10 protein-coding genes, 1 other RNA gene and 4 pseudogenes are annotated in these 15,592 nt (G+C 57.3%); 6 read left to right on the top strand and 9 right to left on the bottom strand.

Annotation, left to right across the window (positions count from 1 at the left end):
• Positions 1 to 372: 372 nt before the first annotated feature.
• On the bottom strand, positions 373 to 534 hold the full coding sequence (locus tag ML_RS19190) for a hypothetical protein (RefSeq protein ID WP_330998105.1): 162 nt from the start codon (positions 532 to 534) through the stop codon (positions 373 to 375).
• Between the two features lie 95 nt (positions 535 to 629).
• The gene (locus ML_RS16130) at positions 630 to 734 is read right to left on the bottom strand and encodes a hypothetical protein (protein WP_306455873.1); all 105 of its coding nucleotides are present in this window, start codon (positions 732 to 734) and stop codon (positions 630 to 632) included.
• A gap of 368 nt (positions 735 to 1,102) precedes the next feature.
• Here ML_RS16130 and panB point away from each other — a divergent pair, with 368 nt between their 5' ends.
• Complete coding sequence (gene panB, locus ML_RS08290) at positions 1,103 to 1,963, top strand: 3-methyl-2-oxobutanoate hydroxymethyltransferase (RefSeq protein WP_010908447.1); 861 nt, start codon at positions 1,103 to 1,105, stop codon at positions 1,961 to 1,963.
• Between the two features lie 342 nt (positions 1,964 to 2,305).
• Positions 2,306 to 3,797: pseudogene (locus ML_RS08295) on the top strand (CYTH and CHAD domain-containing protein).
• 25 nt (positions 3,798 to 3,822) lie between these two features.
• Here the strand turns inward: ML_RS08295 and rnpB are convergent.
• From rnpB to ML_RS08320, 5 genes and pseudogenes are all read right to left on the bottom strand, one after another.
• Positions 3,823 to 4,240: RNase P RNA component class A (gene rnpB / locus ML_RS08300), an RNA gene on the bottom strand.
• A 1,744-nt stretch (positions 4,241 to 5,984) separates the two neighbouring features.
• On the bottom strand, positions 5,985 to 7,100 hold the full coding sequence (locus ML_RS08305) for a bifunctional RNase H/acid phosphatase (RefSeq protein ID WP_010908448.1): 1,116 nt from the start codon (positions 7,098 to 7,100) through the stop codon (positions 5,985 to 5,987).
• A complete protein-coding gene (locus ML_RS08310) occupies positions 7,097 to 7,795 on the bottom strand; it encodes a zinc ribbon domain-containing protein (protein ID WP_010908449.1) in 699 nt (232 codons plus the stop codon). Before ML_RS08310 ends, ML_RS08305 begins: the two co-directional genes overlap by 4 nt.
• A 45-nt stretch (positions 7,796 to 7,840) precedes the next feature.
• Complete coding sequence (locus tag ML_RS08315) at positions 7,841 to 8,998, bottom strand: Nif3-like dinuclear metal center hexameric protein (RefSeq protein ID WP_010908450.1); 1,158 nt, start codon at positions 8,996 to 8,998, stop codon at positions 7,841 to 7,843.
• 95 nt (positions 8,999 to 9,093) lie between these two features.
• A pseudogene (locus ML_RS08320) lies at positions 9,094 to 9,958 on the bottom strand (Rv2231c family pyridoxal phosphate-dependent protein CobC); the annotation flags it as partial.
• Positions 9,959 to 10,115: 157 nt separating this feature from the next.
• Here ML_RS08320 and ML_RS19195 point away from each other — a divergent pair.
• The 3 genes and pseudogenes from ML_RS19195 (at position 10,116) to ML_RS08335 (ending at position 11,748) form a co-directional block, all read left to right on the top strand.
• Positions 10,116 to 10,439 carry an HAD family hydrolase gene (locus tag ML_RS19195; protein ID WP_414085489.1) on the top strand — a complete coding sequence of 108 codons (324 nt, stop codon included), beginning with the start codon at positions 10,116 to 10,118 and terminating at the stop codon, positions 10,437 to 10,439.
• Positions 10,440 to 10,494: 55 nt separating this feature from the next.
• Positions 10,495 to 10,936 (top strand): annotated as a pseudogene (locus ML_RS08330) (arsenate reductase/protein-tyrosine-phosphatase family protein).
• On the top strand, positions 10,936 to 11,748 hold the full coding sequence (locus ML_RS08335) for an SURF1 family cytochrome oxidase biogenesis protein (protein ID WP_010908451.1): 813 nt from the start codon (positions 10,936 to 10,938) through the stop codon (positions 11,746 to 11,748). The pseudogene ML_RS08330 and the gene ML_RS08335 overlap by 1 nt, the downstream one beginning before the upstream one ends.
• 455 nt (positions 11,749 to 12,203) lie before the next feature.
• Here ML_RS08335 and ML_RS19200 read toward each other — a convergent pair whose 3' ends face one another.
• Both ML_RS19200 and ML_RS08345 read right to left on the bottom strand, forming a co-directional pair.
• Positions 12,204 to 12,419 carry a hypothetical protein gene (locus ML_RS19200; RefSeq protein ID WP_414085490.1) on the bottom strand — a complete coding sequence of 72 codons (216 nt, stop codon included), beginning with the start codon at positions 12,417 to 12,419 and terminating at the stop codon, positions 12,204 to 12,206.
• A 201-nt stretch (positions 12,420 to 12,620) separates the two neighbouring features.
• Positions 12,621 to 13,794, bottom strand: a pseudogene (locus tag ML_RS08345) (epoxide hydrolase N-terminal domain-containing protein).
• 734 nt (positions 13,795 to 14,528) lie between these two features.
• On the opposite strand from ML_RS08345, the gene ML_RS16135 reads away from it, so the two are divergent.
• Positions 14,529 to 14,684 carry a hypothetical protein gene (locus tag ML_RS16135; protein WP_231846582.1) on the top strand — a complete coding sequence of 52 codons (156 nt, stop codon included), beginning with the start codon at positions 14,529 to 14,531 and terminating at the stop codon, positions 14,682 to 14,684.
• Positions 14,685 to 15,592: the final 908 nt, after the last annotated feature.

Here is a 15,592-nt window from a genome sequence, read left to right on the forward strand (position 1 = left end):
GTGGGTCTGTAATCATGGATACCACACCCCGAAACCCGTTTGCTAACAGGCTGATTGGACTGTCATGCAAGGAGATTGGCACCCGAGCCACCAGTGACGAATCGGGCAACGCGTTGCGCTCACCCGAAATTTTGTCAAAGCACCCCGAAAACAATTCTATTACCGCGTCATTGACCTTGACACCGAAGTGATTATTCACCGTTTTAATCTCCTCAAGAGCCAGTTCAACGTAAACGATGTTGCAGTGGCCGTTTATTGCGCGAATTGCACGGCGTTCGGGGCGCTGTGAACGGACGCGCCATGGTCAGGCCGTCGCGATCACCGAGGACACCGTTCCGGGCAACATATTGACCAGAGCCAATGGCCGGATGGCTAAACCACAAGAACCCGCCCGCGGCGATCTACCAGCCAGTGACATAGTCGACGCAATCTACCAGGGTCCGGCGGGAGCTTATCAACTTCTGTGGCACACAGCCGCGACATGAGGTTGGCGCCAGTCAACCCGTCCAGGCCAGCACGGTGCACCTTGGTCATCACCCCCACGCGGCCGTCGTTGTGATGGTAGCCGGTACCATCATGCCTTCGATCACCCACATCTCCCACAATGGTCGTCGGCGATCCACTGGCAGCTACGCTATATGGCCACAGATTTCCGAAAGTTTGGCCCGCTCTCCTGGAGGTGACAACCTGATGCAATGCAGATGGCGGTCCACATGGAAGTTCGGATCGTCCACCAAGACCGGACGGTCAAGGTTTAGCTAACTACTTTGGTGAGCCGTCCACGAAATTCCGGCATCGCCTTGATGCACAGCAATAGTGCGCACAGCCAGTCAAAGAGGTAGCCGGAAGGCATCGTCGAGGTGTCCACGTGCCATAATCGAACAGACATGCATGGGCTGCGAGGAGGTCACCGGGTACAGGAAGCTGGCATCTAGCCCACTAAACCGCTGCATGCGTCGATGGTATGTCTCACAGAGCCAGATGGTGCAACTGCGCAAAAGAGATGGCAGACTATACAGGGTCAGACGAACCCGGGGACCCTACCGAACCAGCTTCTTCAGGGCCACGAGAAGCGAACCCGACCTAACCACAAAGGCCAGTGATGTCTGAGCAGAATGTTAATGTTTATGGGGCTGATCCTTCTACATCCTCCATTCAATCAATACAGCGCACCAAAATACGCACCAAGCATCTCCAAAAAATGAAGGCCGAAGGCCACAAGTGGGCCATGCTGACAGCCTATGATTATTCGACTGCTCGGGTTTTCGACGAAGCCGGTATCCCGGTGTTGCTGGTGGGTGATTCAGCGGCCAACGTGGTGTACGGCTACGACACCACGGTGCCGGTTTCGGCCGACGAACTACTCCCGCTGGTTCGCGGCGTGGTGCGGGGTGCGGGGCACGCTCTGGTCGTCGCCGACCTGCCATTCGGCAGCTACGAACCCGGACCCACTGCCGCGCTGGCTGTCGCCACCCGATTTATGAAGGAGGGCGGTGCACACGCCGTAAAACTCGAAGGCGGCCAGCGGGTAGCTGAACAAATCGCGTGCCTGACCGCAGCAGGCATTCCGGTAATGGCGCACATCGGATTCACACCGCAAAGCGTCAACAGCCTCGGCGGTTTCCGGGTACAGGGCCGCGGCGGCGACGCCGAACAAACCGTCGCTGATGCCGTTGCCGTTGCTGAAGCCGGAGCATTTTCCGTCGTAATGGAAATGGTGCCGACCGAGTTAGCCACCCAGATCACCGGCAAATTAACCATTCCGACAATCGGGATCGGTGCGGGTCTTAACTGCGACGCCCAGGTCTTAGTTTGGCAAGATATGGCCGGTTTAAGCAGCGGTAAGGTGGCACGTTTCGTCAAGCAGTATGCTGATATCGCTGGCGAGTTGCGGCGTGCCGCAATGCAGTACGCAGAGGAAGTGGCCAGCGCGGTTTTCCCTGCTGAGGAGCACTGCTTCTGAAAAGCTAGCCGCGTCTCCGCGCAATCTCTCTAAAGTCGTTGGCCGACAAGTGTTTCCACACCGACTAGCAGGTCTTTTAGGTGTGGTCAGGATCGCAAAACAACGTACCTAAGCCAAGCTCAGCGCAGTGCCAAACGACATGACATATTGTACGACAAAATTTTCAGGCTGTCATCAGAAATGTCCTTGAGCTAACAGATACCATTACGCACTATGGCCCGTCGCTGCTGGATGATGCGCCGGCGCGCAGGCTGCGACATTCACCAGTAACCACGCATATGTGCTATAGCACACCAGGGATTCCTGTTCTACATCCACCCAGGACTACGCCACAGAACCTTCATCGGAGGCGAAAATGCGGATAAACGGGCCCAAAGATCGGGCCATTTGGAGGTGGAACGCAAGTTCGACGTGGTCGAGTCGACAGTGTCCCTGTCCTTCAAGGGCATCGCCGTGGTGGCTCGCGTCGAGAAGTTACCGACGCAATCTACTGGATGCTACTTATTTCGACACGCCGAAGCAGGACCTGGCTCGCAATAACATTACCCTGCGGCGCCGCACTAGTGGCCCCGACGCAGGTTGGCATCTAAAGTTGCCGGCCAGAAGCGATGCCCGTATCGAGATCCGCGCACGCCTTTGGTCGCATACGGCTATACGGTGCCAACCGAGTTACTGGATGTGGTGCTGACCATTGTTCGCGACCGCCAGGTAAAGCCCATCGCGCGAAGCACCACTCAACGGAAAAGCCAAGTCCTGTAAGGAATCAACGGCACCTTGCTTGGCGTAATTCAACAAAGACTATGTCACCGCGTGGTCTGTCAGCAATTCGGCGAGCTCCGGTTGGGATCCGGCCGAACAACATTGGCTCGAATGGGAACTGAAATTCGTCAATGGGGACGCTAAATACGAGCTGTTGGATCGGCTAAGCAACCGACTGCTCGATGAAGGTGTCGTACCCGCCACTCACGACTCCAACCTGACGTGGACGCCTGACACAACGTCGCATCCGCACGACACACGGCCCCCGAGGAGCCAATACACCAAACCTTAGCACAGCAAGTTGACGAACTGCTGGTCTGATACCGCGCCGTGCGCGCTTACACATAAGACGCCGTGCATCAGATGCGTGATTTCCGGGATTCGTTCGAATGGTCCAACGGCGCGTGGATCCTCAAAAACTGCGCGAGCTTGCTAGTTATCTTAAGCATGGCGCACGACACCGAGTTTCTTAGGAGCGGCTAACAACACCACTGAACCAGCGGGCACCGGAGCTGGTGCGTGAACCGGTACAGAAACGTCTGGTTGAGGGCGCGCAGCACCGCTATAAGACCGGTCTGCGGCAGTAGCTGATCGCTATGCAGTCGCAGCGACATTTCCGTCTGCTCGACGCCCTAAATTCGGTGATGGCCGACATCCCGGCCGGTCCGGTCGACGAAAAACCGGCACCTTGCACCGTTGATTCGGCCCACAAACGGGTCCGCAAGGCCGAGAAAGCTGCTGCCCAACAGAACAAAGCGGGCCAGGGCGGTAAACATCACATCGAATCCTTCAGTGCGCCAAGCTACTCCGCTACACCGCGGCACCGACCGGGGCGAACCACGTGTCACAGTAGGACAAGGCCATCCACACTTTGCTGGACAATCACCAAGACAGCGTAGTCAGCCGCGAACATCTGATTCACCAGACCGAGGCCATGAACACCGCCGGCGAGGACACCTTATACCTATGGTCTGCTCTTCCCAGTTGGAGGCCAACCTGGCCGACTGTTGCCGTAAACAACTCGACGCAGTGCTGCGCAAAACTCGATAAGGCGGTGCGCAAAGCGTGGCGCTGAGCTGGGCCATCAAACCAAAAGATGACGGGCGAGTTGGCCTATAAGCCGGATTCTGTTCCCCGCCAACGCGGCATTGCCTACGGTGGCGCGGCGGCGACCATCCATCTGGACACACCGTTGCCGGGTGCCTCAAGCGGCCTACCCGCAGGCTCGGGCGAGCAGCTCTCGAACGCCTGCGCGGCCGCACTTGTAGTGCAGCCTTCTTGACCTTGCTTCGGGTGGGGTTTACCAAGCCATCCCGGTCACCCGGGATGCTGGTGCGCTCTTACCGCACCGTTTCACCCTTACCACCGCGAGGATGGCGGTTTGTTTTCTGTGGCACTATCCCGCGAGTCACCTCGGATTGCTGTTAGCAATCACCCTGCTCTGTGAAGTCCGGACTTTCCTCGACTCGTTACCGGGCCTTTCAGACCGACACGAGCCGCGGCCGCCCAGCCAACTCGTCCGCAATAAGCACGGTACTCGTTGCGGAGTTCCGGGGCCAGGGACAACATAGCTTGTTATCGGCAACGACCATCATTGTCATTGGAAAATGATGGTCAAGTTGGCCAAATAACACCAGCCGAGCTGTTTTTCGTCGAACATGAATAGTCTATCTGAGTAAGATACGCCGGCTCATTCCCTAGCAGATCGACCCGACTGAGCACACGAAGTACCACCGCGTCCGCAACCCGCTATCACTCCGCGGGAAATAGCCCGCCGAGAGCTACCTGGTGCATAACGCCCACTAATGGCGCGTAGCTCTATACCCGAGAGCAACGGTCGAAGTGGCGGTCGTAACCGAGCTAAACCAATTCGACGTCGCGATACCCACGGCTACACCAGAAGCCGTTCGGCTGTGTTGACCAGTCAAGCATTGGTCGGGAATTCGGAACGTCGACAGGATCCGGCCATGCATCCAGGCGCACACGTTCATCCGGGATCCGATCCCGCATTAGCTGAAAACGCCAGTTGCTGTATCACCAGCCACTCAATGCACATAACTACTCGCTTTTAAAAATATAGCGCATGCAATATCAACATTCCAGATCCCGTACGATTACGTCGTTTAGAATCAAAAAAACCAAAGGTGGTACAATATGTGCAATCATTTTACGTAATCGATTCATGCCCAGTTTGTTGGGCTTGATTTGGTAGATATGACTGGACATAGTCGATATTCAGTGCTATACTTAGCATAGTGGTCCACTTTGCATTGATTGCCACGCACCTGCTTTGAACATACACTTTGCCTGGATGAAGGCTACATGTAGTGCTCAACGCGCTGCACCACCGTAGCCACCGAGCGACTCAAACTGGTTGAGTTAACAACTGAGGGGAATCAGTATATTTTTGTGGACCCGGTTGTCAAGACCCTATTCAAAACCTATTCAATCCAGCATTGCCGGCAGGATCGCCGAGCTCCTAGCGATGGTTGGCCGCATCCTTATTCTGCCGTACCCGACGGTATCGCCTCAACGCAGCCGGAACCCGTTGCTCCAATTGGACTTTATGGCACTGCAGGACATCCGCTAATTTACGGCGCACAACTTCACCGGCGAACCCGTTGCCAGCTACAAGACGTCAAAGTGCATTCTCACTCGTGATGCAACCGAAGGACTCAAACGCACACAACAATAATTGGATCAGCGAAACTTCATCTTGAAAATATACAATTGCTGCCGTACACAGTGGACAGTTAACTACTTTGCCTCGTGGGTAACGATCGCAGCGATCAGCGGATGAAAGTCCAATTCTGCCCGTGCATCGACAAATCGACCATCTTCAGCGTCGGGTAAATCGCCGAGCAGTCAAGACATAATCAGGGCAGCACGGTGGACTTCACGCTGGTGGCGCTCCTGGTCTATACCCGCCCAGCCGTACGTGGCCCAACAAGCCCCTAATCGATTACACCGCCACCGGGCCGTAGGGCGCGATTCTCAGACAAATCATATGGGATATAGGAATCAGCTTTGACTGCTTCAACGCCCTTGTCCATACGCTCGACCCGCGGATCCAGGGCGACCAACTCGCGAACCGGCTGACTACTTAAAGGACATACTTCAATCTCGAGGCTTCATCAACTACGAAAACGAGTGGCGGCATTACATCTACCAACCAGAGCGCCATCCTTACACCTATTTTACTTCCCGGTCTGCACTAATCGTCGCTTGGTTGATTTGGGTATGAGGATCGTTCCGACACGCTTCAGAGGTAGCCGGTTTGGTTCACCAACCGCACCGAAGACGCGCCATCGGGATAGAACTCAGCAATGCTCAACGATCCCAAGTCAAGATGAAGCCTGTACAGGATGCCTGCCCCGGCATCCAACGCGAGCCGCAGCAGCATCTTGATCGGTGTGACGTGTGACACCACCAGCACCGTTTCGCCCTGATATTCAGCGATGATCCGTGCACGCGCCGAGCACACCCGGCCCAGCACATCATCGAAGCTTTCACCGCCCGGCGGTAACGTGGCAGTGTCGTGCAGCCAACAATGATGCAGTTGCGGATCGCGCGCGGCGGCCTCGGCAAACGTCAACCCCTCCCAGGCGCCGAAATCGATTTCAATCAGATCATCATCAACCGTCAAGTTGGCCCCCAGCAAGTCGGCGACGGTTGCCGCGGTGTCGTAAGCCCGTTGCAATGGCGAGGAGACCACTCCGGCTATGCCGCCGCGCTGCGCAAAATACCGCGCCGCAGCTCGAGCTTGACGCCAACCCACGTTATTTAGTGCCGGGTTACCGCGTCCCGAATAGCGACGTTGCACCGACAGTTCGGTCTGGCCATGTCGCAGCAATAACAGACGGGTGGGCGTACCTCGCGCACCCGTCCAACCTGGCGCTGTTTGCGATTCCTTCGCAACAGCTTTCGTGGACTGAGCAAGCTGCGTAGCGGCTTGGTCAACTCGGCCTTCAGCGCAAGACGCGGCATCCATCGCTTCGTTGGCCAATCGGTCAGCGCGCGAATTCCGGGTACGCGGAATCCACGTATAACTAACACTCGCCAGCCGCGATGCTAACGTCTGGGCGTGTACGTATAACTCAATCAAGTCGGGATGCTTGACTTTCCACCGCCCCGACATCTGTTCCACGACCAGCTTAGAATCCATCAAGACCTCGGCCTCGGTGGCACCCATTTTCACAGCATCGTCCAACCCCGCTATTAGAGCACGGTATTCAGCGACGTTGTTCGTCGCTCTGCCGATTGCCTGCTTGGTCTCCGTCAGCACAGCCGAACGGTCAGCTATCCACACCACTGCGCCATATCCGGCTGGTCCGGGGTTTCCTCTCGACCCACCGTCAGCCTCGATGATAACTTTCACTGGAAAAATCCTTTGTCCAGCAACTGGATAGCTCCAGATTCCGGGTACTTCACTACTTCGTCGTCGACGTCCACCGAGATGCAAGACAGCTCTCCGCGGCCGATCTCGCTTCGACAGGCTCCGCAACGGTGTCCCTGCAATTGCCCGACACCCAACCCACCCCCAGCACACAGTCGTTCGTAAGGCGCGGAGAGAGCAGGGGCCAGTTCCGCGATCAGCACATCGCATTGTGAGGAATGCGGCTGGCCAACTTGGTCGATCTCAGCAAAGGCAACGTCAAGAGTCTGGCGAGCACCGACCAGGTCGGTCTGCATCCTCTCGATTGCCCCTAGCTCTGCAGTCAGCTGGTCCTGCAGCTCTCCGCGGCGCTTCATAACCTCCCGCAGGGAATCTTCCAGGCTGTTCTTACGGCGTTGCCAGGTCCCAAATTCGGGTTGCAGATCAGACAACTGCTTAGCGTCCGTTGCCCCCGAATTGAGCAGCAACCGATCCCGGTCTTCACGCTGTCGCATCGCGTCGATCTCCGACTCGAGTAGAAACACCTGGGTATCTACGTCCTCCAACGCAATTTGCACAGCTACCAGCCGATCATTGGCGCCGGTGCGCTCGACCCGCATCCGCTCGTAGGCCTCCCGCTGCGGTAAATAGTTGGCCCGGTGCGCGATCCGGGACAACTCATCATCCAACTTCGACAACTCCGGCCGCGAAAACGTTGTTGTTCTTGTTTACTTCGTCTTTCATTACTGATCTCTCCCACTATCGCTCACATCATTCACTCTTCTTGCGCCTAGATTCCACGGGTCAGTGCGGATAGTGCACACCCGCACCGACAGTGCTGTACCGAAATGGGATCGCAGCACGTCAGCAGCCTGACCGCACCACGGGAATTCGCTTGCCCAATGCGCGACGTCGATTAGCGCCACATTTGAAGCCCGCCGATGTTCGTCGGCTGGATGGTGCCGCAAGTCAGCCGTGACATACGCCTGAACGTCTGCGACAGCAGCGAGACTCAGCAACGAATCCCCGGCGCCACCGCACACCGCGACCCGCGACACTAGCATGTCGGGGTCTCCCGTGGCGCGCACGCCCGAGGATGTTTGCGGCAATGCGGCGCCAACCCTGGCAACGAAAGCGCTTAGCGATTCTGGTCGCGGCAGTGTTCCAATGCGGCCCAAGCCGACATCCCCAGGCGGAGGCACCAGAGCAAAGATATCGAACGCCGGCTCTTCGTAGGGATGCGCGGCGTGCATCGCCGATAACACAGCAGCCCGTGCGCGTGCAGGTGCTACAACCTCAACCCGGTCTTCGGCCACCCGCTCGATGGCGCCGATGCTACCCACCACAGGCGACGCCCCGTCATGCGGCATGAACTGCCCGGTACCGGTTACGCTCCAGCTGCAGTGCGAGTAGTCGCCGATGTGGCCGGCACCAGCCTCAAACACCGCCGCCTGCACCGCTGCTACGTGCTCGAGTGGCACATAGATGACCCACTTGTCGAGGCTGGCCACACCGAGCAAAGGCTCAAGTACCGCGTCGACGGTGAGACCAAAGACGTGTGCTAACGCGTCTGACACACCGGGTGATGCCGAGTCTGCGTTGGTGTGCGCGGTGAACAATGAACGCCCGGAGCGGATTAGGCGGTGTACCAACGCACCCTTCGGCGTGCTGACCGCCACCGTGTCGACCCCGTGTAACAACAATGGATGATGAACCAGTAACAAGCCGGAATCGGGCACTTCGTCGATGACCGCCGGCGTGGCGTCGACCGCGATAGTTATCGCCTCCAGCACATCCTCGGGGTCGCCGCATACCAGACCAACCGAATCCCAAGACTGGGCAAACCGCGGCGGGTAGGCGTGATCCAAGACTTCGATAACATCAGCCAACCGCGCACTCATCGGCACCTCCCAATATTCGCGCAGGCGATCACCTACGCAATAGCTTGGACTAGCAGCGGCCACTCCAAGCATACTGCCGGACTCAGATACCGCTAGCCGAGATCTAAGAATCTGTCATACAGATAAATCGTACTTCCATTGTTCTGCAAGCTCTTTCGTACTAGTTTCGCATCAGTCATGCTGAACAATATGAACGGAGCCACACCGTCGACACCTAGCGATTCCAGACCGGCCTCCATCTCGGCGCACCAAACCGCCAACCGTGCAGCACTGACCGCGGCGTTGGCATCAGCGGCGCAACAGGCCGTGGTAATCGTCAGTTGCAATGTACCCACCGGCCAATGCCCCCGTGGGGCAGCCAACCGCGCCAGCACTTCTGGCGAGCCAAGGGCATAAGCACACCCGCAATCCCACCAACGACCACGTCCTGGTCAGACTGCGCAGTACCAGCATGTCGGGGAGCGAACCGGCGAATACCTCCTGGACCACCAGAATCCAGCCGAGCCGGCGCAAAGCGAACAGCTGCTCACGCAGCGTACAATACCGGAGTGGACTTAGTCGGATTGCCCACCACAACAAGATCGGCGTGCTCAGGTAAGGTCGGTCCATCCAAGGCGAACGACGGCTCGAGAATAGTATGGCACAAAGGCACTTCGGCAGCAGCCAACGCCACGGTCAGCTCGGTAAGCGAGAGCGCAACGACCGCAGCCCGCGCCAGCAATAGGTTGGGCCACAACACGAACGCTACCGCCACCTTGGCCAGCTGCAGTACCTCATCGCGTCGCAGGCTCGGTGATAGCGGTCGGCGATCGCGTCTTAAGCTCTGGTACACATTGGCGCTACTAGGGTAGCGGGCCATACTCACTATACTCAACAGTTGCTCAGCCAGCCGTTGCACCAGCCATTGCGACGGCTGGTTAGGACGGACGTTGACGGCGAAATCCAACATGATGCGGTCATGACGGCCTGATCACCGTGATAGCGCACCGGTACGAAGTGAATTGTCGCACTGTGGTCCAGACGCGCTATCCGTGAAACAATAGTGCGAGTGCGCCACCTTGGGAGCCTGTCATGAACACCGTCCCACCCAGGTGCGCCCATCAAGGACAATGATCACGTGACAAGTACAGCTAATGGCACACCCCCCCTCCATGTGCACGGATCGTCGCTGAGTGCGGCGCCGCAGCGCGAACAAGCCGAAGACGCGATCGGAGCCTGCCGGACCGAGTACGGCACCCGAGGCTGGGCGATGAACAGCCTCTGCGATGGGATCGGTCCGCTACTGGCCGATCTACGTTCCGCCGATATCAGGCTAACCGCAGCCACCTCAACTTTAGAACTGATAGCACGGTGCGTTTTCGCCCTTGTCGGACTTGATCCGTCCACCGGCATTATACATGCCGCGCCAGTGGACGAGCTGAGGAGGGCACCGGGTGTTTGATTTGACTGCACTGCACGTGACGTTCGTCTGTACCGGCCACATCTGCCACTCGCCGATGGACGAATAAAATGTTCGCTGACCAGCTCCGACAGTGTAGTCTGGGCGATGCAATGCTGGTGATCAGTGCAGGCACCGGCAACTCGCCTGTGAGCGATGGAGCCGACGCACGGGTCACTCGCGGGTCCTGTGCGCCCATGGCTACCCCCACCGACCAGTGTACCGCCCAAGTCAATGCCGACCACCTATTATCGGCCGATCTGGTGGTTTCCTTGAGCCGCAATCACGTTGTGATGTTGCGACAGCCAGGGATCGAAAACAGCAGGATACGAATGCTGCGATCATTCGACCCGAGCTCCGGTGCTTATGCCCTTGACGTCGAGGATCCTTACTACGGCGACCACGATGACTTCGAAGAGGTTTTCGCCGTCATCGAGACCGCCTTGCCGGGCCTGCATGATTGGCTCGATGAGCGACTCGCGCAGAACGGACACAGTTAATGCGCCATTTGGCGTTATTATTGCGGCCAGGCTGGATCGCACTGACCTTAGTGGTTACCGCGTTCACCTACTTGTGTTTTATGGTGCTCGCACCCTGGCAGTTGGGCAAGAACACCAGGATGTCACGGGAAAACAACCAGATCGAATATTCCCTCAACACGCCGCCGGTGCCGGTGAAAACCTTACTATCGCACCAGGATTTGTCGACATCGAAATCTCAGTGGCGCCAGGTTACGGCGACCGGGCGCTATCTGCCGGACGTCCAGGTGCTGGCCCGGTTGCGAGTGGTTGATTCAGGCCAGGCTTTCGAGGTGCTAGCACCATTCGTCGTTGACGATGGACCGACCGTCCTGGTTGATCGCGGTTACGTGCGTCCCGAACCAGGATCGCACGTGCCGCCAATCCCCCGCCCTCCCAACGAGGCCGTAAGTATCACAGCTCGGCTGCGCGACTCCGAACCGGTCATGAAAGACAAAGAACCGTTCTCCAGGGACGGCGTCCAGCAGGTGTATTCGATTAACATCGAACAGGTCGCAAGGTTGACAAAGATCCCGTTGGCCGGGTCCTATCTGCAGTTGGTCGATAACCAACCCGGCGGACTCGGTGTGATCGACATACCGCATCTCGACGCTGGGCCGTTTCTGTCCTATGGCATCCAATGGATCTCGTTTGGCATTATCGCGCCAATTGGATTGGGCTATTTAGCCTACGCAGAGATCCGCACCCACCGTCAGGAGAAGCTAGCGAAACCGTCACAGGCTCCGATGGCCGTCGAGGAAAAACTCGCAGACCGCTACGGCCACCCACGGTAAATCGACAGCCCAATTAGTAGAGCGACCTCCGCCTGAACCGCCCGCGACAGCATCACCGCGCGACGCAAATCAGCGACATCTGCCTACGGGCCGTCATCGAGGTTAGGCCCTATCTGCAGCTCATAGTGGTACGGGTAGGCCCTCCCTGCCACACGCCAAGCGCCCCGACGAAACCCGCTTCGACAACGCTCACTTTGGGGCTGAGATGCCGGGCAGCGTCACGGCGCCGGGAACGCACCGCACCCGAAGGTGATCCGCCGACGACTAGTTCACACACCACCACCACCACCAACGCTGCGGTCGTCCGCTACGCGACGACATAGTTTAGCTACGGTCAACCAATCGCGCAGCAGCCCAGCAGAATCGGATATGTCGAGGCGAGCTGTAGCCAACCATTCAATCTAAAGTGTTGACCGCACGGTAAACCAAAACCCAGACACGCCGCCCACCGTCACCTACAGCAGCGACACCACCGCAGCGTCCGACGTGTTCTCTTCTACCGATTCGAATGCCGGACGTGTTAGGTCCGAGCTTATCCAGCCGTGCCAGAATCGCGCCCGCACAACAATGATAGCAGCCACGACATCGCCCGTGTGCACCCGGTAAGTTCCCCAATGACACCCCAACTGGCCGTAGCGGTAGCCACGATCAACCAGGGCCGAATCTGACATATGGTGCTGCATGCAGCACCATATCCGGCAAGCCGACCACACCGGCCAACAAGCCCACATGCATCCCACTGGCAATCCTGCTGTCGCGGTAGGTAACTTGCCCTAACTTTGCAGCCGCTTGGCCGAACATACGCGACCGTATGACCCCGTTGCGGGTCACCTATAGCACCAGATCAGCTCGGTAGCCGATCAGCACGCCGACTATACGGGCCTGCCGTGTGAGCGCAAAAATCCTTGCGCACAAGCGACGCTAGTGTCGTGCTGCGTGCAGACGAACGCGCGGACTTCCTCGACAAACAGCTCCGGTTGTTCAAATGCGGCAAAGTGACCACCGCACGGCATGGGTTGTTCAGTGTGTGATGTGGTAGCCTGGCTCGCACCCACTCCTCGGCAGGAGCAGAATCCCCTTGGGGAAAGCCCTGATACGCGTCGGGAATTCCGCCCCGACCAGGTGTTTGGAAGGCGTCGTAGTTCTCCCCGTACAACCGGGAAGCCGAAGCGTCGGTACTGGTCACCCTATAAACCATTACCATTACGTTGTCGAAGAGCTCATCCCTGCCGAGTATGTTCTTTGAATTCTCATCGCAGTCCATCCACGCCCAAAACTTCTCGACAATCCACCCCAGTTGTGCCACCGGCGAATCAAGGAGTCCACAGCTCGATGTCTAGGTTCGGGTCGACTGCTGTTTAGAATAACCGGTTCCAGTACAACGATGCCTGGCTAGCCCAGCCAGGATCTGCTGCTCTTCAGTGGTTAGACTGATGAGCGTCTCCGCTGGGAGCCGGCCGATCGGCATGACATGTTCAGATGAATGACAAAGCAATGCAAGCGGTTAGGACCCAGCTGCATGGTAACGGCTGCACCCCAGTCGCCGTCATGGGCACCGTAGCGGTCGTAGCCAAGGAACACCATGAGCATCTTCTAAGCCGACACGATACTTTTCAACGCCTCATCCGGTGCGGGCAGATCTGCCAGAGAAGCCGTATCCGGGCAGAGATGGACAGATAAACGTGTAATGTGTCTTCGGCGCGTCCACCGTGAGCCATCGGATCGGTCAGCGACTCAAATCACTTTGTGAAATTACCCCAGCTAGCCGTAGGTGATCAGCAACGGGAAGGCGTCCTCATGCCGGGACCGTTGATGGATGAAATGACTTTCCAGAAGGCTGATTTCGGTGATGAACTGATCCAGGTGGTTGAGCGCTGCCTCCCGAAACCGCTAGTCGTATCAGTAGGTTCAGTAGGTTGCCAAGCCGCGGGTGTAACCCAACGGCATCCCCTGGTGCCAGTCATCTACACATTCGGCCTAGGGCCATCGGGTGCGCGCTAGGCGGAAGCGTAAATCATCGAGAACATTGATGGGAAACGGTTTCACTGACGAAAAGTCTTTGCGACCCGGTGTCGGGGACACTAATCCTCCGCTAGCTTTTGCCCGACCTCGCCCTTGGTCTGCTCTAGATTCAGTCACCCGGCTGTCCGGTGCCTAAATCAACTTGCGGACATTCTCTACCAGTATCACACATATCAGCCGCGTAGCGCATCCACTGCGACTATAGATCCGCCTTGGTCGCCGGCTGTTGCTCGGACGACAACAGCACGACGGACGGTACTCGTCTTGCTGCTTTTCAGCACCGCCCTGCCGCTCGGAGAATCAGACCGCCCGTCCTACCGCCGCCGACGTTGCCATACAAACTCAGCACCGACAACGGACCTTCAGGGATACTGTCGTCTAGCTGTGCAAAGACGGTGAGCACGAACGACAAAAAAACCGTCGAACCACTGATGTGTAAATTCGGGCAAGGCCATCGACCGCATTTCACGCAGTCCCATACTCATGTCTTGGCACAGCGCGAGTTTGGTCGCCAAACGTTCGATCGCCCTATACATGACTAAACTTGCCTTTTCGCTGCGAAAACCTCACGATCCAGCTACCTAATGGTAGGTATATATTCACCATACACTGGGCCAAGAGGAAATGTGAGGTGCCATCGTGGCCATCAAGATGAAGCGCATCGAGCTTCACGCATAGTAAGCGACTCTGGACCGCATTCAGCGAGCCGCCAATAGTTCTGCATAAGCAAACCGCGGAAATGCGTGCAGAAAGCAGCGATGCAACGCATCGAGGACGGGCCTGCGGCAGGAGCTGTTAACGTTATGGAGCCCGAACAGTCCGACAAGCTGATGTCCTGGCTGGATGTTGCTGACGCCGCGTCGCTACTGGCAGCAGCCGCACGTATGCCGATACGTGTATCAAGGGAATGTTGACGAATGTTTGAGTCCACACGGCTGGATAACAACCACATGTTGGCGGGTTAAGCTATGATAAGGAGTTGCTGACCACCTGGCTGTTTCAGCAGGCCCGCCGCACGGATAGCAGCTAGTAGCGCACGTGTACGTTTGGACTTCGCTCGGGGAACCGAAAGTCGGTACCTCTTTCGCTATCTGTCCCACCAAGGTGGTACGCAAAGATGACAATGTGTCGAAGACCATGGCTGCGGGATTTTCCCGCCTACCCGAGTATTCGATTACTCGCCTAGCAATCGATGTAATACTACATGGAATGGACAGAGATACGGCAAACAGATGTTCCTAGATGCACTAAGGAAAGCCGTCGCTGCATCGGAAATCGGTGGAGGGACAGCTTATCCTCGTCAATACGATAGACGAGGATAAGCTGTCATTCTATGCGCATTAACACTTCATCCCTAGCAGGAACCGTGAGCTCCGTCTGGTAATGAAGGTGTCCACCGCAACGAAGGTCCTCGGGGAGCGCTGGAGGGACTGAATATATCTTTGCCATGCGAACGTGTTTGATCTAGGCGTTGTCGAATAGATGAATGCGCCCACTTCACCGCTAGTCAGATACAAGACGAATTCTTTTGTTTCGTAACGGCTCTCACGTTAGTGACAAACTCTACGTAGACCGCCAAGAGACGAGGGAGTGGAGGTCCAACCGAATGTTGACTTTTGCGACGGCGTCGGCCAGGAAGATCGTCAGCCGGGAGGAATCGGCGGCTTTGGCAAAGCTAGGACCCTAGTGCGAATAGACGGCCAATCTTGCAGACCATGTCCGCGATGGAGCATCGGTAGCCTTTGTTTCGGCGGCACGGTTCGCAAGGATGTCCTGGACCGCTGCGCCGATCTCGGTCAATGACGGATGCCCGGTCGTCTGA

The sequence above is a fragment of the Mycobacterium leprae TN genome (assembly GCF_000195855.1).
Taxonomy (GTDB): domain Bacteria; phylum Actinomycetota; class Actinomycetes; order Mycobacteriales; family Mycobacteriaceae; genus Mycobacterium; species Mycobacterium leprae.